Consider the following 20,692-nt stretch of genomic DNA (forward strand, 5'->3'; position numbering starts at 1 on the left):
CATCAGCCCCTGGCAACCCCCTCACGGACGGCCGCCACGGCCCCTGCGGGGGAACCGCGCAGGCGGCCCGTCCCGAACGCCTCGGGACACTGGGCGTGTTCTCGTTCGTCAGCCCTTGGCCACCGCCTCCCGCACGGCCGGCACGATCTCCTCGGCCCACCGGCCGAGGCCGACCTGCCCCGAGGGGTCGCCGGACGCGAAGTACACGAACCCGGACGCGCCGTGTTCGAGGACGGCCTCGGTCAGTTCGGTGATCCACTGGCCGACGGAACCGCCCAGCCACCGCCCCGACGAGTCGCGCGGGGCGTTGACGGGGGCGTCGGTGATGCGGGCCGGCAGGTTGAAGACGGTCGCGATGTCCGCGGGGTCACGGCCGACGGAGCGCGCGGCTTCCTCGACCAGCGGCCGCGAGCCGCGGTACCGCTCGCTGTGCCAGTCCGCCGCGTTGCCGGGTATCCAGCCGTCCGCCGAACGCCCGGTGACCGCGAGGGACTTGGGGCCGACGGACCCCGTCCAGACCAGCGGAGCGGGCACCGGAGCCGGGTCGAGTCCGACGACCTGGGTGAACTCGCCGTCCAGGGTGACCGGGCCCGGGCCGTCGGACAGCGCCCGCACCAGGCCGATGGCCTCCTCCAGGGCGCGTACGGCGGCGGCAGGGTCGAGCCGGGTGACACCGAAGCGGGCGATGTCGTCCCAGTAGCCGCCCGCGCCGATGCCGAGGACGACCCGGCCCCCGGAGAGCGCGGACAGCGTCGACAGGGTGCGGGCCAGCAGCGGTACCGGTCGGGTCGGCAGGTTGGTGACGGTCGTGACGCCGGTGATGGTCCGGGTCCGGCCGAGGAGCAGGCCGAGCGTGCTGTACGCCTCCAGCCGATCGCCGTAGTACGGGTGGTCGGACAGGGCGAAGAAGTCGAGCCCCGCCCGGTCGGCGTACTCGACCCGGCGTACGACGTCCGACGCGTCGTCGACGGCGACCCCCGGTCCGATCCCGAACCACAGTTTGCGTGCAAGCCGTTCTGTCATCTGCTTCTTTCCTCGGCATGGATGTGAGTGGCCGCCACGGGAGACACGGACCCCGTGTCAGACCCGCACGGCCTCGACCACGCTGCAGTGCCCACCCGGCACGACCCGCGTCAGCTTGAGCCCCGAGTCCGCGAGCAGCGCCTCGAACTCACCGGCCGTACGCTGCTGTCCCCCGGCGACGACCAGCATGTCGAGGTCCATCAGGGAAACCGTCGGCGACGGCCGGGGCCGGTCCGGCAACACGGCCTCGACCAGCAGCACATGGCCCCCGTCGGCCAGCGCGGCACGCGCGTTGGTCAGGATGCGCCGGGACTGCTCGTCGTCCCAGTCGTGGATGATGTTGGAGAGGATCACGGCGTCACCGCCGCCGGGCACGGACTCGAAGAAGTCCCCGGCGACCAGCTCCGCCCGGTCCGCCACCCCGGCGTCCCGCAGCGGCTGCCCGGCCGAGGCGATGACCTCGGGCCGGTCGTACAGAATCCCCCGCGTCCCGGGCGCGGAGGCGAGGACGGCGGCCAGCAGCGCGCCCCGCCCGCCGCCCGCGTCGACGATCGTCGAGAACCGCGTGAAGTCGTAGGCGGCGACGACCGGCGCGATGATCTGCCGGGACGCCTCGGTCATGGCCCGGTCGAAGACGCCGAGCACGTCGGGGTGGTCGTGCAGGTAGTCCCAGACGGACTTGCCGAGCACCTCGGGAAAGGCGGTGTGCCCGGTGCGTACGGCGTCGGCGAGGCCGGCCCAGGCGTGCCGTTCGGCGGGGAGTCCGGTCCAGATGGCGAAGTTGCGCAGGCTGACCGGGCTGTCGGCGCGCAACGCGTCGCCCAGTGCGGTCAGTTCGAAGACCTGGCCGTCGTGTTCGGTGAACAGGCCGATGTCGGCGCCGGCCCGCAGCAGCCGGTAGAGGCTGGGCGCGTGGGTGTCGGTCGCGGCGGCGACTTCGGCGAGCGGCCGGGGGCCCTGGGCGAGCGCGTCGGCGACGCCGAGTTCCGCGGTCGCGCTGACCGCCTGGGCGAGCCATCCTGCGGTGACGAGCTGCAACACCTGTGCGTGCAGGGGCAGTTCACTGGTGCCTGGGGGCATGGCGGGGCTTCCTCCTTGGCGGCGGGGTCGGCCGTTGGGGTCCGACCGGGACACACCGACAGGCCCATCTGAAGTGTGTTGGGGCCGGTCGGGGCGGTACAAGCCGAGCTGATGTCAGGTCTTTGCGCGGTACGTCAGATCTCTGCAAAGTCGCCGGTCAGTGCCCCGGCGCGCCCTGCGGGCCCTGCCCTTCGTGCCACACCAGGTCGAAGACGAACCGGTCGATGCGCCACCCGTCGGCGGTCCGCACCGCACCGGCCTCGTAGTGCCCGCCGATGGTGAAGTGGACGCCGGGCTCGGTGGCCTTGCGGACGTGTACGGCGGTCAGGTGGGCGCGGATCGCGGCCCGGTCGCCGTCGACGTCGATGGAGTAGTTGGACGCGGTGTGGTGGGTGCGCTCGAAGGTCGTACGGGCCATCTCCTGGAACTCGGTGAGGCCCGCGATCCCCTTGTACTCGCCCATGGGGAAGGTGAGGTGGACGTCGTCCGTGAAGACCTCGCCGAACCAGTCGTCGCGGTGCCGGTCGCGGTCGAGGTGGGTGACGTAGCGGTCGGCGAGGGCGGTGAGGTCGGCCCTGTCCCGCAGGTCGGCGAGGGTGTTCTCGCTCATGCCGGTACTGCCTTTCGGTCGGTGACGGGTCCGAACCAGCGGTGCAGGGCGTCGGTGAGCCCCTCGCCGCCGGGCGCGGCGGACACCCACGCGGCGTGTCCGTCGGGGCGGATCAACAGGGCGTGCAGGCCGGCCAGTTCGTCGCAGGGGTCGTCGGTCGGCTTGGCGGTCGTGACGGTCACCCGGTCGTGCCAGGGCGCGGCGGCCGCGCAGATCTCCGGGTCGTCGGCGAGGTCGAGGAGGACTCCTCGCGCGGGGTGCAGGAGTCGGGCGGTGCTGGTCTCCCCGGCGGGCCCGACCAGGGCGCTGGGTGCGACGCGCCCGCCGGTCAGGGGGTGGCCGCCGCCGAGGTCGTACCGGACGTCGATACCGCTCACCGCGCCGGCGAGATGGCGTTTGACGTCGTCGTACGCGATGAGTTCGGCGAACAGGGCGCGCAGCGGGTCGGACTCCCGGCCGCCGAGGAAGACCGTGCCCTGGGCGCGGGTGTTCAGCAGCAGGCGGGCGCCGACCGGGTGGCGTTCGGCGTGGTAGGTGTCGAGGAGGCCGGGGTGGGCGCGGCCGGTGACCTCGGCGGCGAGTTTCCAGCCCAGGTTGACGGCGTCCAGGATGCCGGTGCTCATGCCCTGGCCGCCGGCCGGGAGGTGGATGTGGGCGGCGTCCCCGGCGAGCAGGACCCGGCCCGCGCGATAGGTGGCCGCCTGCCGGGTGGCGTCGGTGAAGGAGCTGACCCACTCGGTGTCGGCGTCGGCGATGTCCTCGCCGGTGAGCCGCCGCCAGGCGTCCGCGACCTCGGCGAACGTGACGGGCGCCGCGACCTCGCGGGGTGGGGCGCCGTCCGGGCAGACGATGATGCGGTCGACCTCGTCGGTCAGGGGCGCCGCCATCACCATGCCGTGTTCCAGGCGCTCCCCGAGCGGCCGGGGCCGCAGCCTGCGGCCCACCACGTCCGCGAGGTACATGACCCGGGCGGCCGGTGTGCCGGGGAAGGCGATCCCGGCGGCCTCGCGCACGGGGCTGTGTCCGCCGTCGGCGCCCACGAGGTAGGCGGCGCGCAGCCGCCGAGGCCCTTCGGGGGTGCGTACGGTGATCTCCACCGCCGAGTCGCCGGCCTCAAGGCCGGTGAACTCCCACCCCCGGTGGACGACCGCGCCGAGTTCGACCGCCCACTCCTCCAGGACCGCCTCGGTGCGCGACTGCGGTATCCCCCGGGCCCCGAAGTGGGCGCCCGGCAGGACGGTGTAGTCGAACCGGACCCCGCCGAAGTGGCCGACCGGGCTGATCTCCGGTGTTCCGAAGCGTGGCAGCAGCCCCCGCTGGTCGAACGCCTCCATGGCGCGGGCGGTGAAACCCAGCCCCCGGGACTGGCCGGTGGGCTCGGGGAGCCGCTCCACGACCGTCACGCGCGCGCCGCCCAGGCGCAGTTCACCGGCGAGCGTCAGCCCGGTCGGCCCCGCGCCGACGACGATGACGTCGGTGTCGGTGTCGGCCATGGCGGTCAGTCCTTCACCGACAGAGCCGAGCGGGAGTGCGTCACCCGGTAGGTGTTGGCCTGCCGCCCGGTGACGAGGGACCGTGCCCGCTCCCGGCCCCGGCGGATGTCGGCCGGCCGCCGCTCCTCGGGAAGGGCGTGGAACGCGTCGTACGCCTCCTTGCTGTCCCACTGGGCGTAGTTGACGACGTACGTGCCGTCCGTGCCCCGGAAGTAGGTGTGCGAGCGGTAGCCGGGCACGGTCGTGATCCACTCGTCCGGCCGGGCGAGGGTCTCCAGGAGGTCCTTCTGGTCCTCGGGGCGCGTGTCGAAGACGATCACGACGGTGTAGTCGTCACGTTCCGGCGATATCTCGATGCCCTCCGCCAGCGCGGGATGGTGCTGGGTGAAGGCCAGTTCGGTCCTCAACAGGCGTACGGTCCGGGCGAGTTTGTGGAACAGCGGCACGGTCTTCTGCTGGAACTTCTGGCCCTCGTACCGGGCCTGGAGGTCGGCTGCGCTGCGCCACTGGATGTAGTTGACGGTGCCCGGCTCGTCCACGCCCGAGTGCAGCGTCGAGGAGATCCAGCCGGGGTAGTCGGCGTGGTCGATGATGTCGCGCATGGCGTCCAGCACGTCGTCCTGGAGGGGCCGGGTGTCCGTCTCGAAGAGGTTGAAGACGGTCAGGTAGCCGTCGTCGGGCGAGATCAGGGGCATGGCGGGTTTCCTTACGTCGTTGGTGGGCCGACCCAGCGGGCGAGCACCTATGTGGGCGGCGGGTCGGACGGGTCCGCCCAGACGGTGTGCCTGTCGGGCCGTACGAGGGTCCAGTGCTCGGCGGGGGCGTGCGGGACGCCGGCCAGGATGTCGGCGGGGCCGAGGAGCAACCCCCGTCCGGAGCACAGGAGTTCGGTGCTGTGCGGCAGACGGGCGCCGTTCGAGTACGACGGCCTCGGCGCCGCCGAGGCGCAGTTTCCCGGCGAGCAGCAAGCCGACGGGCCCGCGCCGACGAACACGACCTGCGTGTCGAGCACGTCAGCCCCGCTCGCCCGCGAGCGTCTCCGCGTACGCCTTGGCGTGGCCGAGGGTGGCGAGGCTGTTGGTGGAGAGGGCGGTGTGGACGTACGTCCGGGCGTCGGCCACGGTCGCCTCGGGGCCGAGGACGGCGGCGATGTTGTCGGTGTTCAGGCTGACGGTGTGCTGGGAGGAGGCGACGGTGCCTTGCCCGGTCTCCTCGAAGGTCCACACGCCGGTGTGCAGGGTCAGCAACGCGGGCAGGGTGACCTGCTTGTAGGCGATGCGGTGGTGGGGGAAGGTCACGCGGTACGACTTGGTGGTGTGCGTGGAACCGTCCTTGGCGCGGGTGTCCATCTCCAGGGTCTGGAGTCCCGGGGTGTCCTCGGTCAGGCGCACGGAGGCGACATGCGGGAGCCGCTCGGCCCACCGGTCGGCCTCGTTGACGAAGTCGAACAGGTCCTTGGCGGCGCCGGTGACGGTGACGCTGTCGGTGAAGGAGAACGTCAGGTCCTCGGCGGCGTGGGCGGCTTCGACGTTGGTGCGCAGCGCGGCGAGTTCGGAGCGGCTGTTGCGGTCGACTGCCTCGTCGATCCAGGCGAGCCCTTCCGGGTCGTCGTCGACCGCGCGGTAGTCGTGCGTGAGCCGGACCCGGGCCTGGTGGTCACCGAGGGGTTCGATGATCCAGGCGCCGCCCATCGCGGCGACCGGCGGGGTGCTGATCTCCTGCCGGAAGGTGATGCGCAAGCGCTCCGGGTCCAGGGTGCGGCGGGAGGTCCAGTGCTTGGCCTCGCCGTGTGCCGTGGCCCAGATCCGGATGCGTTCCTCGGCGCCGGTGTGCTCGACCTGGTCGACATGGATGGTGGGCGGGAAGATCCGGGGCCAGTTCACCACGTCGGCGATGAGGCGGTAGACGGCCGCCGCGGGGGCGCCGACGGTGATCTCGTGCTCGACCTCACGGGTTGTCACGGGCGTATCTCCTTCTCAGAAGTTGCCGAGGCCACCGCAGACGTTGAGGGCCTGCGCGGTGATGGAGGCGGCGGTGTCGGAGGCGAGGTAGCCGACCAGGCCCGCGACCTCTTCCGGGGTGGAGTACCGGCCGAGCGGGATCTTCGCCTGGAACTTCTCCAGGATCGCGTCCTCGCTGGTGTCGTAGGCGGCGGCGTACCCCTGCCGGACCCGCTGCGCCATCGGCGTCTCGACATACCCGGGGCAGACCGCGTTGACGGTGATGCCGGTGGGCGCGAGTTCGTTGCCGAGGGCCTTGGTGAAGCCGACGACGCCGTGCTTCGACGCGGAGTAGGGGGCGCCCAGTACGACACCCTGCTTGCCGGCCGTGGAGGCGATGTTGATGATGCGGCCCCGGTCCTTGTGGCGCAGCCCGCCCGCGGTGAGGACCTCGCGGGTGAGCCGGAAGACGCTGGTGAGGTTCGTCTCGATGACGTCGTCCCACAGCTCGTCGGCGATGTCGGCGGTGACGCCGCCGCCGGACCGGCCGGCGTTGTTGACGAGCACGTCGATCGTCCCGAACCGCTCCAGCGCGGCCTGTACGAAGTCCCGTACGGCCTCGGGTTCGCGGACGTCGACGGTCGTGCCGGCCACGTCGAGCCCCTCGGCGACGAGCTCCTTGACGGTGGCCTCGACGTTCTCCGGGTCGCGGGCACCGATGAACACACGGTGCCCCTGGGCGGCGAGCAGCCGGGCGACGGCCAGGCCGATGCCGCTGGTGGCGCCGGTGACGAGCGCGACGCGGCCGGTGGTGGTCGTGGTCATGGTGGCCTCTCAGGCGGTGCGGGAGACGGTCAGCAGGTCGTTGACGACGCCGATGAGGGCGCGCGGGGTGAGCGCGTCGGTCAGCAGGTCGTCGTCGAGGGAGATGCCGTACGTGCGCTCGATCCGGCTGCCGGTCTCGAGGAGGGCCAGCGACTCGTAGCCGAGCGCGGTGAACTCGCTGTCCAGGACGTCACCGTCGAGGTCGACGTCCTCTTCGGCGCCGGCGGCCTCCAGGAGGATGCGCTTGAGGTCGGCGAGGGTGAACGGGTCGGCAGACACGGGAGGGGTCCTTCCGGTGGGGGCTGGGTGGGGCGCAGGCGGGGAAACGGTCCCGCTGAGCGGGGGTTAGTGCGGTGCGGGCGCCCGCAGGACGACGGCGGAGTTGAAGCCGCCGTATCCCCGGGCCAGGACCAGTGCGGTGCGCAGGCCGAGGCGGCGCGGCCGGTCGACGACGAGGTCGATGTCGTACTCGGGAGAGAGCTTGACGTTGACGGTGGCGGGGACGATCCCGTCGCGCAGGGCGAGCAGGGCGGTGGCCAGGTCGAGGGGGGCGGCGCCCGAGTAGAGGCGGCCGGTCATCGTCTTGGGGGCGCTGACCGGGACGCCGTGCGCGCCGAAGACCTGGAGGAGCGCGTCGGCCTCGGCTCGGTCGAGGTCCAGGTCTCCGGCCGCGTCGGCGAACACGACGTCCACGTCGGCCGGTTGGACGCCCGCGTCGTCGAGGGCGAGTTCGATGGCCTTGCGCAGGCCGGGCGGGCGCCCGCTGCCGGGCTTGGGGTCGAAGGTGGCGCCGTACCCGGCGATCTCGCCGTAGGAGCGCGCGCCGCGTCCGCGGGCGGCCTCGGCGTCCTCCAGGATCAGGATCGCGCCGCCCTCGCCGGGCACATGGCCGCAGGCGTCGCGGTCGAAGGGGAGGTAGGCGCGGGCGGGGTCCTCGCCGGTGCTGAGCCGGCCGCCGGCGAGCTGCGCGACCCAGCCCCAGGGGCACAGGGAGGCGTCGACGCCGCCGGACACGACCAGACGCGTGCCCTTGCGGATCTGCCGGCGGGCCTGGGCGACCGCGTCGAGGCCGCCGGCCTGGTCGCTGACGACGACGCCGCTGGGGCCCTTCATGCCGTTGCGGATGGAGATCTGGCCGCTGTTGACGGCGTAGAACCAGGCGAAGGACTGGTACGTGGACACGTACTGGCTGCCCTGGCTCCACAGCTTGCGCAGCTCGTTCTGGCCGAACTCGAAGCCGCCGGACGCGGTCGCGGTGACCACGCCCATGTCGAAGGAGGCCAGCTCGTCGGGGCGTGCGCCCGCGTCGGCCAGCGCCCAGTCGGCGGCGGCGAGGGCGAGCCGGGTCATCCGGTCGGTCTGCGGGACGAGCCGCCCCGGCAGGTGCTCCTCGGCGGTGAACCCGGTGATCTCGCCGGCGAGTTTCGCGGGGTAGCCGGACGGGTCGAAGCGGGTCAGGCGGCCGATGCCGCTGCGGCCTTCGAGTGTGGCTGCCCAGTGCTCGCGCGTCCCGAGCCCGGTCGGCGCGGCGACGCCGAGTCCGGTCACCACGACGGTCGCCGTACTCACCTCCGCTTCCTTTCCGGCTCGGCCAGCACCATCGCGCTCTGGAACCCGCCGAACCCGCTGCCGACGGTGAGTACCGTGTCGATGAGCTGGTCGCGGGCCTCCAGCGGCACGTAGTCGAGGTCGCACTCGGGGTCGGGGGTGTGGAGGTTGGCGGTCGGCGGGACGACGTCGTACTCCATGGCAAGGACCGAGGCGGCGATCTCGATGGAGCCGATCGCGCCCAGGGAGTGGCCCACCATCGACTTGATCGAGCTGACCGGGGTGCGGTAGGCGTGTGCGCCGAGGCTGCGTTTGAAAGCGGCCGTCTCGTGGCGGTCGTTCTGTTTCGTGCCCGAGCCGTGCGCGTTGATGTAGTCGACGGCGTCGCCGGGCAGCCGCGCCTCGTCGAGGGCGACCCGGATCGCCTCGGCCATCTCGGCGCCGTCAGGGCGCAGTCCGGTCATGTGGTAGGCGTTCGAGCGGGTCGCGTATCCGGCGATCTCCGCGTAGATGTGGGCGCCACGCCTGCGGGCGCTGTCGAGTTCCTCCAGCACGAACACGGCCGCGCCCTCGCCGAGCACGAACCCGTTGCGGGTGCCGTCGAAGGGGCGGGAGGCGTGGGCGGGGTCGTCGTGGCGGGGGGTGGTGGCCTTGATCGCGTCGAAGCAGGCCATGGTGATCGGGGAGATCGGCGCGTCCGACGAGCCGGCGACCATGATGTCCACCGCTCCCTCGCGGATCAGCTCGGCGGCGTACCCGACGGAGTCGATGCCCGAGGTGCAGCCGGTGGACACGACGGTGGCGGGGCCCTCGGCGCCGACCGCCCAGGCGACCTCGGCGGCGAAGGAGCTGGGCACCAGGTGGTCGTAGAGGTGCGGTGCCGCGTAGGTGTGGTCGACGAGGGCGAGCCGGCCGCCGTCGCTGACGACGCGGTACTCCTCGTCCAGGCCCATCGTGGCGCCGACCGCGCTACCGATGGTGACGCCGGTGCGGTACGGGTCGAGGTCGGCGAACTCGATCCCGCTGTCCGCGACCGCGCCGCGCGCCGCGACCACCGCGAACTGGGCGGCCCGGTCCATGCGGCGCACTTCCTGCGGGGTGAGGCCGTGCTCGTACGGGTCGAAGTCGATCTCGGCGGCGACTCGGGAGCGGAACGGCGCGGGGTCGAAGAAGGTGATTCCCCGGGTCGCCGTACGTCCCTCGCTCAGCAGGCTCCAGAAGTTCTTGGCGCCCACGCCACCCGGCGCGAGAACCTCGAGCCCCGTGATGACGACGCGACGCGTGCTCACTCGGACGCCTCCCAGGAGTAGAACCGCGTCGCCATCGCGTCCGCCGGTGAGCGCCAGGTCGCCGGGTCGTACGCCTCGATGAACGGCTTCAGGTCGTTGCTGATCCCGACGAACCGGGGGTCGGTCTTCGCCGCCTCGATCAGCTCTCCCCCGTTGTCCTCGTCGAAGTCCTGGAGGTGGAAGTACAGCCCCCGGTAGTGGAAGAGCTGGCGCCGCCTGGTCCCCATCCTGTGCGGCATCTCGGTCGCGTCGAAATCGGCGAACAGGCCGGCCACGTGCGCGCTCGCACCCGCTTCCAGCCTGGCGACGATCAAGGTGCTGTGCATGCGTACCCACTCCCCGTTTCACAAAGGGACATTTGCAATGGACATGACATAGCGGCGGTACATGGCGCGTCCGGCTTCCCTCACACGCCCACACCGATCCGCGACTTCAAGCCTCCGGGGTGGGGGGATCGAGTTCAAGAAAGGCCGGTTCAGGGCTCTGTCAGGGCTTTTCGGGGGACTGCACGGAAACGTCAGACGGGTGCGCATCGACGACAGAGGGGGTGCGGGCGGGACAGAGGACCGCGGGGCGGGTCAGACGATCGTCATGAGTGGGGGCCGGGGGTCGGCGAGGCGACAAGCGGAGAGTGACCCACGTCGCATCGGAGCCGGGGCGGCTTGCTATGCAACGAGTTGCATAGCACGATCGTCGCCATGGCGCTCGAACACGCGATCCTGGTGTCGCTCCTGGAGAAGCCGGGTTCCGGCTATGAGCTGGCCCGGCGTTTCGAGCGGTCCATCGGCTACTTCTGGACCGCGACCCACCAGCAGATCTACCGCGTGCTGAAGCGCATGGAGAACGACGGTTGGGTCGCCGCCCGCGACGTCCCGCAGCAAGGCAGACCGGACAAGAAGGAGTACTCCGTCGCCGACCTCGGCCGCGCCGCGCTGTCCTCGTGGCTGCACGACCCGATCGAACCGGACAGCGTCCGCCACGACCTGGCGGTGAAGATCCGGGGCGCCGCCTTCGACGACCCGGCCGCCCTGATCCGCGAGGTGGAGCGGCACCGGCAGGCACACCGGGACCGGCTCACCCACTATCTCGCGGGCGAGGAGCGGGACTTCACGGGCCCCGAGCCGAGCGCGGCCGCCGCGGACACGCCGCTCGACGCCGAGCGTGAGCTCCAGCACGCCGTACTGCGCGGCGGCATCGCGTACGAGCGGATGATGATCGGCTGGCTGGACGACGTGCTCGCCACGCTGGCCCGGTTCGACCCCGACCCCGGACGCTGACCGCCACCCCGCCACTCCCATCCGTCCACCAGCCGAAAGGGCCCCGCACCATGGCCGACCAACTGCTCTTCAACCCGCGCACGTACGACCCCGCCCACTTCGACCCCGAGACGCGCCGCCTGCTGCGTGCCACCGTCGACTGGTTCGAGGAGCGCGGGAAGCGGCAGCTGATCGAGGACTACCGGACCCGGGCGTGGCTCGGTGACTTCCTGGCCTTCTCCGCGAAGGAGAACCTGTTCGCCACCTTCCTGACGCCGTCCTCCGCCGCCGGGCAGGGGGAGCCGGACAAGCGCTGGGACACCGCCCGTATCGCCGCGCTCAACGAGATCCTCGGCTTCTACGGCCTGGACTACTGGTACGCCTGGCAGGTCACCGTCCTCGGTCTCGGCCCGGTCTGGCAGAGCGACAACGCCGCCGCCCGCACCCGCGCCGCGGAACTCCTCGCGCAGGGGGAGGTGTTCGCGTTCGGCCTGTCGGAGAAGGCCCACGGCGCCGACATCTACTCCACCGACATGCTGCTCGAACCCGACGGCGACGGCGGCTTCCGCGCCACCGGCTCCAAGTACTACATCGGCAACGGGAACGCCGCCGGGCTCGTCTCCGTCTTCGGCCGGCGCAGCGACGTCGAGGGCCCCGACGGCTACGTGTTCTTCGCGGCCGACAGCCGTCATCCGGCCTACCACCTGGTCAAGAACGTCGTCGACTCGTCCAAGTTCGTCAGCGAGTTCCGCCTGGAGGACTACCCGGTCAGGGCCGAGGACGTCCTGCACACCGGCCGCGCCGCCTTCGACGCCGCCCTCAACACGGTCAACGTCGGCAAGTTCAACCTCTGCACCGCCTCGATCGGCATCTGCGAACACGCGATGTACGAGGCCGTCACCCACGCCCAGAACCGCATCCTCTACGGCCGCCCCGTCACCGCCTTCCCGCATGTGCGCCGCGAGTTGACCGACGCCTACGTCAGGCTGATCGGCATGAAGCTGTTCAGCGACCGCGCGGTGGACTACTTCCGCTCCGCCGGCCCCGACGACCGCCGTTACCTGCTCTTCAACCCGATGACGAAGATGAAGGTGACCACGGAGGGCGAGAAGGTCATCGACCTGATGTGGGACGTGATCGCCGCCAAGGGCTTCGAGAAGGACAACTACTTCGGCCAGGCCGCCATCGAGATCCGCAGCCTTCCGAAGCTGGAGGGCACGGTCCACGTCAACCTGGCGCTGATCCTGAAGTTCATGCGCAGTCACCTCCTCGACCCCGCCGAGTACCCGGGTGTGCCGACCCGCCTCGACGCGGCCGACGACGGCTTCCTCTTCCGGCAGGGCCCGGCCCGCGGCCTCGGCTCGGTGCGCTTCCACGACTGGCGTCCGGCCTTCGAGACGTACGCGCATCTGCCCAACGTCGCCCGCCTGCGCGAACAGGCCGACGCGCTCTGCGAGTTCGTCGCCACAGCCGCCCCCGACGCGGAGCAGAGCCGTGACCTCGACCTCCTCCTCGCGATCGGCCAGCTCTTCGCACTCGTCGTGCACGGGCAGCTCGTCCTGGAGCAGGCCGCCCTGACCGGGCTCGACGAGGACGTGCTCGACGAACTCTTCGCCGTTCTCGTACGGGACTTCTCCGGGCACGCCGTCGAACTGCACGGCAAGGACTCGGCGACCGAACAGCAGCAGGCGTGGGCGCTCGGTTCGGTCCGGCGGCCGGTCGTCGACGAGGCCCGCACGGAGCGGGTCTGGCAGCGGGTCGAGGCGTTGTCCGGCACATACGAGATGGCCCCGTAGCCATGCCTTGGGTGGGGGTGTCCTCGTGGAGCGGTGCATAGGATCGTCGCCATGCCACTGCGACCTGTCCACTTGATCATCAAGGCCCTTGATCACGAGGCGGTCGGCCGGTTCTGGGCGGAAGCGCTCGGCTGGAGTGCTTACAGCCCCGGCATGACCACCTACGTCGGCCCCGCCGGCGGTCTCGTGTGGCCGCACCCGGTCTTCGTCGGCGTCGACGTCGTTCCCGTCCCGGAGCCCAAGTCGGCGACGAAGAACCGTGTGCACCTCGATCTCGCCACCAACTCCCCTGCCCACCAGGCGGAGTTGGTGGCACGCCTGAAGGCCCTCGGTGCGACGCCCGCGCACGTGGGCCAGGGTGACGTCCCGTGGACGGTGCTCGCCGACCCCGAGGGCAACGAGTTCTGTGTGCTGGAGCCCCGGGAGGTCTACCGGGACACCGGGCCGATCGCCGCGGTGGTGATCGACTGCGCGGATCCGCGGGTCATGGCGCGGTTCTGGGGCGAGGCGACGGACTGGGCCCTGCACGAAGTGACCGACGACCAGGCGGTGTTGCGCTCCGCCAAGGGCGTCGGCCCGTATCTGGAGTTCCTCCGTGTCCCCGGTGCGAAGACCGTGCCGGACCGTGTCCATCTCGACCTGCTGCCGTATCCCGGTGACGACAAGGCGGCGGAGGTGGCCCGGCTGCGGGCCCTCGGCGCCACCGACCTCGACCTCGGCCAGGGCGATGTCCCCTGGACCTGCCTGACCGACCCGGACGGCCACGAGTTCTGCGTCCTCGCCCTGTCCTGACCGGACACCCGCGGAGCCGCCAAGTCCCGTACGAACTCCGGAATCCCGACCGCCCGCCCACGGAACGCCGTCGACCCGCCGGGCTGACGGCCCGAGCCCCTCCGCCACCGAAGACGGCCAGACGGCCCAACACCCCGGCACCCCCGCACCCCCGCACCCCCGCACCCCCGCACCTCACATGAGACCGCACATGACGACCACCGACCCCGCTGCCGTGTCGTCATCTCCCTCCACGGCGGTATCGCCGCCACCCTCCTGGACGCCGTCATGGCCTGTGCCGTCCACTCCACGCTGCCCGCGGGCGTCGGCTACATCACCCTCGAACTCAAGGTGAACTACATCCGCGCCGCCCGCACCGACGGCCAGACCCTCACCGCCACCGGCACCCTCATCCACGCCGGCCGCACGGACGGCTCCGAGCTCCCGGCCTTCGCCTTCCGCCTCGCGCCCGGCACCGAGGACTTCACGGTCTTCGACGTCTCCGAGGCCATGCGGGCCCGCGGCTGGCACCCCTGCCCGCCTACACCTTCCCCGCACCCTGCCAGGACGTCTCCGTCCTGCATGTCGTCGTACGCACCGGATTCACCCCCGAGGTCACCAGGCGACTGCACACCGACCGGCGGACGTCTTCGCTCAGCCAGCGCTGCCCCCGGGTCCCAGGGAGCCACGGACGAGAGCGCTCAGTTCGTCGTCGGTGACGTCCGCCGCCTCCTGGGAGCGCAGCCGGATGGTGCCCTTTCCGCTGAGGAGCCCCGGGTGGCGGGAGAGGAGATCGGCCCCCGCGTCCTTGTCCCAGCCGTAGAGCGAGATCCCGTGCCGCCAGACGCCCACGTGCAGTCTGCGGTCGCCGACCCGGTAGGTCGGCATCCCGTAGGCCAGCGCGAGGTCCGCCTCGGGGAACGCCCCCAGGATCAGCCGGTGCACCCGGTCGAAGAGGGGACGGTGCTCGGGTGCGATCCCGTCGATATAGGTCTGTGCGTCGGCATCCATACGTCCCTTTTGTACAGGGGAGACGGGCGTCACAGCGACGTTGCGGGAAAGGTCACAGCCGTGCCCTCTGCTGCTCCTTTGGTGCTCTGGCCTAGCATCCGAGCATGACGGTCCTGCCTGACGACGGGCTCTCGCTGGCCGCCGAGTTTCCTGCCGCGAACCTTGAACAGTGGCACGGCCTGGTGGCCGGTGTCCTGCGCAAGTCGGGCAAGGAAGTCTCCGGCACGGCAGCTGAGGACGCCCTGTCCACCGCGCTCGAGGACGGGCTGCGCACCCGCCCCCTGTACACCGCGCACGACGCCGCGCCCGACCCCGGCTTCCCCGGCCTGGCCCCCTTCGTGCGCGGTGCCCGCGCCGAGGGGAACACCGCCGGCGGCTGGGACGTACGGCAGCGGCACGCGGTCGCCGACAACACCGCGGTGCTCACGGACCTGGAGAACGGCGTCACCTCGCTGTGGCTGGTCGCGGGCGAGGGCGGTGTCCCGGTCTCGTCGTTCGGCAAGGTCCTCGACGGCGTCTACCTCGACCTCGCGCCGGTCATTCTCGACGCGGGCGGTCAATTCGCCGAGGCCGCAGACGAGTTGCTGCGGCTCTACGAGGAGCGCGGCATCGACGGCAAGGCCGCGCGCGGCAACCTCGGCGCCGACCCGCTCGGCCACGAGGCGCGTACGGGCGAGGCGTTGGACTTCGCGCCGGTCGTGCCGCTCGCGCGCAGGTGCGCCGAGGAGTATCCGGGGCTGCGGGCGCTGACGGTGGACGCCCTGCCGTACCACGAGGCCGGTGGTTCGGCCGCGCAGGAGCTGGGCGCCTCGATCGCCACCGGTGTCGCCTATCTGCGTGAGCTCACCGAGGCCGGGCTGAGCGTCGAACAGGCCTGTGCGCAGCTGGAGTTCCGGTACGCGGCGACGGCGGACCAGTTCCTGACGATCGCCAAACTGCGGGCGGCCCGCCGGTTGTGGGCGCGCGTGGCCGAGGCCAGCGGGGCGCCCGGTGCCGGAGCCCAGGCCCAGCACGCCGTCGTCTCGCCGGTGATGATGACCCGTCGCGACCCGTGGGTGAACATGCTGCGCGCGACGATCGCCACGCTGGCTGCCGGGGTCGGCGGCGCGGAGGCCGTGACCGTGCTGCCCTTCGACCACGCGCTCGGACTGCCGGACGCGTTCGCGCGCCGCATCGCGCGCAACACCTCGACGATCCTGGTCGAGGAGTCGCACCTGGCCCGGGTGATCGACCCGGCGGGCGGCTCCTGGTACGTGGAGCGGCTCACCGACGAACTCGCCGAGGCCGCCTGGCGGTTCTTCCGGACGATCGAACGCGACGGTGGCCAGGCGGCCGTCCTGCGCTCCGGCCGGCTCCGCACCGACCTGGCCACGACGTGGGCGCAGCGCTCCAAGAAGCTCGCCACCCGGCGCGAACCCATCACCGGCGTCAGCGAGTTCCCGCACCTCGGCGAGAAGCCCGTGGAGCGCGCCTCCGCGCCGGAGTCCCGGACCGGTGGTCTGCCCCGCGTCCGGCGCGACGAGGCGTACGAGGAGCTGCGCGCCCGCTCCGACGCCCACCTCGCGGCGACCGGGTCCCGACCCCGGGTCTTCCTGGCCTCGCTCGGTCCGGCCGCGGCCCACACCGCGCGCACCACCTTCGCCGCCAACCTCTTCCAGGCCGGCGGCATCGAGCCCGTCACCGAGGGCACCTTCGAGGAGAGCGGCGCCACCGAGGTCTGCCTGTGCTCCAGCGACACGGTGTACGAGGAGCAGGCCGACGACGTCGCAGGAACCCTCAAGTCGGCGGGCGCGCGGCATGTGTTCCTCGCCGGGCGGCCCGGGCAGTACTCCGGCGTGGACTCCTACGTCTTCGCGGGCTGCGACGCCGTCGCCGTGCTCACCGCCACCCTCGACCGCATGGGAGTGTCCTGATGTCCAGCATCCCCGACTTCACCGGGATCGAGCTGGGGACCCCGGCCTCCGAGGTCGGCGCCGACGAGTGGCGTACGGCCGTCAAGCAGGCCACCGGAGACGCCGAGCCCGCGTGGGAGACCCCGGAGGGCATCGCGGTCAAGCCGCTCTACACCGGGCGTGACCTGGAGGGCCTGGACTTCCTGGAGACGTACCCGGGCGTGGCCCCGTACCTTCGCGGCCCGTACCCGACGATGTACGTCAACCAGCCCTGGACGATCCGCCAGTACGCGGGCTTCTCCACCGCCGAGGAGTCCAACGCCTTCTACCGGCGCAATCTCGCCGCCGGCCAGAAGGGCCTGTCGGTCGCCTTCGACCTGCCCACGCACCGCGGCTACGACAGCGACCACCCACGCGTGACCGGTGACGTCGGCATGGCGGGCGTGGCGATCGACTCGATCTACGACATGCGACAGCTGTTCGACGGGATCCCGCTGGACAGGATGTCCGTGTCGATGACGATGAACGGTGCCGTGCTGCCCGTACTGGCGCTGTACATCGTGGCGGCGGAGGAACAGGGCGTACCGCCCGAGAAGCTGGCCGGGACCATCCAGAACGACATCCTCAAGGAGTTCATGGTCCGCAACACCTACATCTATCCGCCGAAGCCGTCGATGCGGATCATCTCCGACATCTTCGCCTTCACCTCTCAGCGGATGCCCCGCTACAACTCCATCTCCATCTCGGGCTACCACATCCAGGAGGCAGGTGCGACGGCCGACCTGGAGCTGGCGTACACCCTCGCGGACGGCGTCGAGTACATCCGCGCGGGACGCGAAGTCGGCCTGGACGTGGACGCGTTCGCACCCCGGCTGTCCTTCTTCTGGGCGATCGGCATGAACTTCTTCATGGAGATCGCCAAGCTGCGCGCGGCGCGGCTGCTGTGGGCCAAGCTGGTGAGGCAGTTCGACCCGCAGAACGCCAAGTCCCTCTCCCTGCGCACCCATTCGCAGACCTCGGGCTGGTCGCTGACCGCGCAGGACGTGTTCAACAACGTCACGCGTACGTGTGTCGAGGCGATGGCGGCGACCCAGGGCCACACCCAGTCGCTGCACACCAACGCCCTTGATGAAGCACTGGCGTTGCCCACCGACTTCTCCGCGCGCATCGCCCGCAACACCCAACTCCTGATCCAGCAGGAGTCGGGCACCACCCGGGTCATCGACCCGTGGGGCGGCAGCGCGTACGTGGAGAAGCTGACGTACGACCTCGCTCGCAAGGCCTGGCAGCACATCCAGGAGGTGGAGGCGGCGGGCGGCATGGCCAAGGCGATCGACGCCGGCATCCCGAAGCTGCGCATCGAGGAGGCCGCTGCCCGCACCCAGGCCCGCATCGACTCCGGCCGCCAGCCGGTCATCGGCGTCAACAAGTACCGGGTGGAGACCGACGAGGCGATCGAGGTCCTCAAGGTCGACAACTCCTCCGTGCGGACCCAGCAGATCGAGAAGCTGCGCCGGCTGCGCGCGGAGCGGGACGAGACCGCCTGCCGGGACGCCCTGGACGCGCTGACCCGGGCGGCCGACGGCGACGGCAACCTCCTCGAACTGGCCGTGCACGCGGCCCGCGCGAAGGCCACCGTCGGCGAGATCTCCGACGCCCTGGAGAAGGTGTACGGCCGGCACGCGAGCCAGATCCGTACGATCTCCGGCGTGTACCGCAACGAAGCAGGGGAGTCCGAGAACGTGGACCGCACCCGTGCCCTGGTGGACGCCTTCGAGGAGGCCGAGGGCCGCCGGCCGCGCATCCTGGTCGCCAAGATGGGCCAGGACGGCCACGACCGCGGCCAGAAGGTGATCGCCACCGCCTTCGCCGACCTGGGCTTCGACGTCGACGTCGGCCCCCTGTTCCAGACCCCGGGCGAGGTGGCCCGCCAGGCCGTGGAGGCGGACGTGCACATCGTCGGCGTCTCGTCGCTGGCGGCCGGTCACCTCACCCTCGTACCGGCGCTGAAGGAGGCGCTGGCCGAGGAGGGCCGGGAGGACATCATGATCGTGGTGGGCGGGGTCATCCCGCCGCAGGACGTGCCGACCCTCCTGGAGATGGGCGCCGCGGCCGTGTTCCCGCCGGGGACGGTGATCCCGGACGCGGCGTACGACCTGGTGGAGCGTCTGTCGGCCGACCTCGGGCACGGGCAGTGATCGATCTCGACGCGTATGTGAAGGGTGTGCTCGACGGGAAGCGGGCGATCGTGGCCCGCGCGATCACGCTCGTCGAGTCCACCCATCCCCGACACCGGTCGCTGGCACAGGAGTTGCTCACCGAGCTGCTCCCGCACAGCGGCCGGGCGCGGCGGATCGGTGTCAGCGGGGTGCCGGGGGTCGGCAAGTCGACGTTCATCGACACGTTCGGCACCATGCTGACCTCGCTGGGGCACCGGGTGGCGGTGCTCGCCGTGGACCCGTCCTCCAGCCGTACCGGCGGCTCGATCCTGGGCGACAAGACCCGGATGGAGCGCCTGGCCGTCGATCCGGCCGCCTTCGTACGGCCCTCCCCCAGCGCGGGCACGCTCGGCGGGGTGGCGAAGGCGACCCGGGAGTCGATGGTCGTGATGGAGGCCGCCGGGTACGACGTGATCCTGGTCGAGACCGTCGGCGTCGGGCAGTCCGAGACCGCGGTCGCCGACATGGTCGACTCCTTCCTGCTGCTGAGCCTGGCCCGCACCGGCGACCAGCTCCAGGGCATCAAGAAGGGTGTCCTGGAACTGGCCGACGTGATCGCGGTCAACAAGGCGGACGGCCCGCACGAGCGCGACGCCCGCGCGGCAGCGCGTGAACTGGCGGGCGCGCTACGGCTGATGCACGGCAAGGACGCCTTCTGGACTCCCCCGGTGCTCAGTTGCAGCGCCCGCGAGTCCACCGGCCTCGACGTGGTCTGGGAGCGGCTCGAACAGCACCGGACCCTCCTCGACTCCACCGGGCGGCTCACCGCCAAGCGGCGGGACCAGCAGGTCGGTTGGGCCTGGGCGATGGTGCGGGACGAACTCCTCGGCCGCCTGCACTCCCACCCGGCCGTCAAGGTCCTCGCCCCGGAACTCGAACAGCGGGTCCGGGACGGGCAGTTGACGGCCACGCTGGCGGCCGAGCGGATCCTTGAGGCCTTCGGTCAGGAAGGTCGGGACACCGAGCGCAGGTAGGCGCCGAGTCGGGCGATGGCCGCCGGGTTGCGGGGGCTCTCGACCAGGTCGACGTAGTCGAGGACGAAGATCCGCTGGTGCTTCACGGCGGAGACGTTCCGCAGCGGGCCGTAGGAGAGCAGGAACTTCCTCTTCTGTTCGGCGCTCACATCGCCGTAGTCGCAGATCACGATGACGTCCGGGTTCCGCTCGACCACGCTCTCCCAGCCGACCGTGGTCCACGAGTCGTCCACGTCGTGCATGACGTTGACCCCGCCGGCCTTGCTGATGATCTCGTCGGGGGCGGCCCAGCGGCCGGAGGTGAAGGGCTGGTCCTGGCCGCTGTCGTAGAGGAAGACCTTGGGCTTCTTCTCGGGTGCCTTCGTGGCGACGTCGGCGACCCGCTTCTTGAAGCCGGCGATCAGCGTGGCCGCGCGCTTCTCCACGCCGAACAGCTTCCCGAGGTTGGTGAGGTCGGCGTACAGGGCGTCGAGGGGCGGCATGATGCCGCGGGAGGTCTCGGTGCGGCCGTTGCGGCAGGACTCGGTGAGGACGTACGAGGGGATGCCGAGCTTCTTCAGCGCGTCCGGGGTGAGGCCGTTGTCGTCGCGGAAGCCGTAGTTCCAGCCGGCGAAGACGAAGTCGCCCTTCGCGTCGAGGACGTTCTCCTTCGTCAGCTGGTCCTTGGAGAGCCACTTGACCTTGTCGTAGCCGTCCTTCCAGGGCACGTCGGTCAGATCGCCCTTGTCGTCGGGCATGGCGAACCCCGCCATGCGGTCCTCCAGGCCGAGCGCGAACATCAGCTCGGTGATCCCGACGTCGTTGGTGACGACCCGCTCCGGGACCTTGTGGTAGGTCACCTCGCGGCCGCAGTTGGTGAGGGTGACGGAGGTGGACTTGGCGTCGCTGGACGACTCGACGTTCGCGCCGCAACCGGTGGCGGCGAGACACAGGGCGGCGGCGAGCAACTTGCGCATGGGGAAAGG

Annotated in this window: 20 protein-coding genes and 1 pseudogene; 7 read left to right on the forward strand and 14 right to left on the reverse strand. The window is 71.3% G+C overall.

The features are described 5' to 3' along the window. Window positions 1-108 precede the first annotated feature (108 nt). The 12 genes from AB0D34_RS18780 to AB0D34_RS18835 all read right to left on the reverse strand — a co-directional run bounded on the left by AB0D34_RS18780 (window position 109) and on the right by AB0D34_RS18835 (window position 10,134). Window positions 109-1,023 carry an LLM class flavin-dependent oxidoreductase gene (locus tag AB0D34_RS18780; RefSeq protein WP_362662811.1) on the reverse strand — a complete coding sequence of 305 codons (915 nt, stop codon included), beginning with the start codon at window positions 1,021-1,023 and terminating at the stop codon, window positions 109-111. 57 nt (window positions 1,024-1,080) lie between these two features. After that, window positions 1,081-2,103 (reverse strand): methyltransferase, encoded by a 1,023-nt coding sequence (locus tag AB0D34_RS18785; protein WP_362662813.1) that lies wholly within the window; start codon window positions 2,101-2,103, stop codon window positions 1,081-1,083. Window positions 2,104-2,260: 157 nt separating this feature from the next. Next, entirely contained in the window at window positions 2,261-2,713 is a 453-nt protein-coding gene (locus AB0D34_RS18790) for a nuclear transport factor 2 family protein (RefSeq protein WP_362662815.1), read from the reverse strand. Further along, on the reverse strand, window positions 2,710-4,206 hold the full coding sequence (locus tag AB0D34_RS18795) for an FAD-dependent monooxygenase (RefSeq protein WP_362662817.1): 1,497 nt from the start codon (window positions 4,204-4,206) through the stop codon (window positions 2,710-2,712). The genes AB0D34_RS18790 and AB0D34_RS18795 overlap by 4 nt, the downstream gene beginning before the upstream one ends. Window positions 4,207-4,211: 5 nt before the next feature. Next, complete coding sequence (locus AB0D34_RS18800) at window positions 4,212-4,901, reverse strand: antibiotic biosynthesis monooxygenase family protein (RefSeq protein ID WP_362662819.1); 690 nt, start codon at window positions 4,899-4,901, stop codon at window positions 4,212-4,214. A gap of 47 nt (window positions 4,902-4,948) precedes the next feature. Next, window positions 4,949-5,218, reverse strand: a complete 270-nt coding sequence (locus AB0D34_RS18805; protein WP_362662821.1) for a hypothetical protein — start codon at window positions 5,216-5,218, stop codon at window positions 4,949-4,951. 1 nt (window position 5,219) lies between these two features. After that, the gene (locus AB0D34_RS18810) at window positions 5,220-6,167 is read right to left on the reverse strand and encodes an aromatase/cyclase (protein WP_362662823.1); all 948 of its coding nucleotides are present in this window, start codon (window positions 6,165-6,167) and stop codon (window positions 5,220-5,222) included. A gap of 15 nt (window positions 6,168-6,182) precedes the next feature. Beyond that, window positions 6,183-6,971 (reverse strand): 3-oxoacyl-ACP reductase FabG, encoded by a 789-nt coding sequence (gene fabG / locus AB0D34_RS18815; RefSeq protein ID WP_362662825.1) that lies wholly within the window; start codon window positions 6,969-6,971, stop codon window positions 6,183-6,185. A gap of 9 nt (window positions 6,972-6,980) precedes the next feature. Further along, window positions 6,981-7,250: a phosphopantetheine-binding protein gene (locus AB0D34_RS18820; protein WP_362662826.1), complete on the reverse strand. Its 270-nt coding sequence runs from the start codon at window positions 7,248-7,250 to the stop codon at window positions 6,981-6,983. Window positions 7,251-7,316: 66 nt separating this feature from the next. Further along, on the reverse strand, window positions 7,317-8,540 hold the full coding sequence (locus AB0D34_RS18825) for a ketosynthase chain-length factor (RefSeq protein WP_362662828.1): 1,224 nt from the start codon (window positions 8,538-8,540) through the stop codon (window positions 7,317-7,319). Further along, window positions 8,537-9,808: a beta-ketoacyl-[acyl-carrier-protein] synthase family protein gene (locus AB0D34_RS18830; protein ID WP_362662829.1), complete on the reverse strand. Its 1,272-nt coding sequence runs from the start codon at window positions 9,806-9,808 to the stop codon at window positions 8,537-8,539. The genes AB0D34_RS18825 and AB0D34_RS18830 overlap by 4 nt, the downstream gene beginning before the upstream one ends. Continuing rightward, entirely contained in the window at window positions 9,805-10,134 is a 330-nt protein-coding gene (locus AB0D34_RS18835; protein ID WP_362662831.1) for a TcmI family type II polyketide cyclase, read from the reverse strand. The genes AB0D34_RS18830 and AB0D34_RS18835 overlap by 4 nt, the downstream gene beginning before the upstream one ends. A 372-nt stretch (window positions 10,135-10,506) precedes the next feature. On the opposite strand from AB0D34_RS18835, the gene AB0D34_RS18840 reads away from it, so the two are divergent. From AB0D34_RS18840 to AB0D34_RS18855, 4 genes and pseudogenes are all read left to right on the forward strand, one after another. Further along, window positions 10,507-11,085, forward strand: a complete 579-nt coding sequence (locus AB0D34_RS18840) for a PadR family transcriptional regulator (protein ID WP_362662832.1) — start codon at window positions 10,507-10,509, stop codon at window positions 11,083-11,085. A gap of 50 nt (window positions 11,086-11,135) precedes the next feature. Then, window positions 11,136-12,860 carry an acyl-CoA dehydrogenase family protein gene (locus AB0D34_RS18845; protein ID WP_362662834.1) on the forward strand — a complete coding sequence of 575 codons (1,725 nt, stop codon included), beginning with the start codon at window positions 11,136-11,138 and terminating at the stop codon, window positions 12,858-12,860. 51 nt (window positions 12,861-12,911) lie between these two features. Then, window positions 12,912-13,652, forward strand: coding sequence for a VOC family protein (locus AB0D34_RS18850; RefSeq protein ID WP_362662836.1), 741 nt, complete (start codon window positions 12,912-12,914; stop codon window positions 13,650-13,652). Between the two features lie 267 nt (window positions 13,653-13,919). After that, window positions 13,920-14,006, forward strand: a pseudogene (locus AB0D34_RS18855) (thioesterase); the annotation flags it as partial. Between the two features lie 279 nt (window positions 14,007-14,285). On the opposite strand, the gene AB0D34_RS18860 reads toward AB0D34_RS18855, so the two are convergent. Beyond that, complete coding sequence (locus AB0D34_RS18860; RefSeq protein WP_362662838.1) at window positions 14,286-14,642, reverse strand: DUF1801 domain-containing protein; 357 nt, start codon at window positions 14,640-14,642, stop codon at window positions 14,286-14,288. Between the two features lie 104 nt (window positions 14,643-14,746). Between AB0D34_RS18860 and AB0D34_RS18865 the strand changes: the two genes are divergently transcribed. From AB0D34_RS18865 to meaB, 3 genes are read left to right on the forward strand one after another with little or no spacing between them, the layout of a single operon-like run. Further along, on the forward strand, window positions 14,747-16,555 hold the full coding sequence (locus tag AB0D34_RS18865; RefSeq protein WP_362662840.1) for a methylmalonyl-CoA mutase subunit beta: 1,809 nt from the start codon (window positions 14,747-14,749) through the stop codon (window positions 16,553-16,555). After that, entirely contained in the window at window positions 16,555-18,732 is a 2,178-nt protein-coding gene (gene scpA, locus AB0D34_RS18870; RefSeq protein ID WP_362662842.1) for a methylmalonyl-CoA mutase, read from the forward strand. The genes AB0D34_RS18865 and scpA overlap by 1 nt, the downstream gene beginning before the upstream one ends. Beyond that, window positions 18,729-19,727, forward strand: coding sequence for a methylmalonyl Co-A mutase-associated GTPase MeaB (gene meaB / locus AB0D34_RS18875; RefSeq protein WP_362662844.1), 999 nt, complete (start codon window positions 18,729-18,731; stop codon window positions 19,725-19,727). The genes scpA and meaB overlap by 4 nt, the downstream gene beginning before the upstream one ends. Here meaB and AB0D34_RS18880 read toward each other — a convergent pair. Next, window positions 19,697-20,683, reverse strand: coding sequence for an ABC transporter substrate-binding protein (locus AB0D34_RS18880; protein ID WP_362662846.1), 987 nt, complete (start codon window positions 20,681-20,683; stop codon window positions 19,697-19,699). The two genes, meaB and AB0D34_RS18880, sit on opposite strands and share 31 nt — an antisense overlap. Window positions 20,684-20,692 lie beyond the last annotated feature (9 nt).

The sequence above is a fragment of the Streptomyces sp. NPDC048420 genome, assembly GCF_040651535.1.
GTDB lineage: Bacteria > Actinomycetota > Actinomycetes > Streptomycetales > Streptomycetaceae > Streptomyces.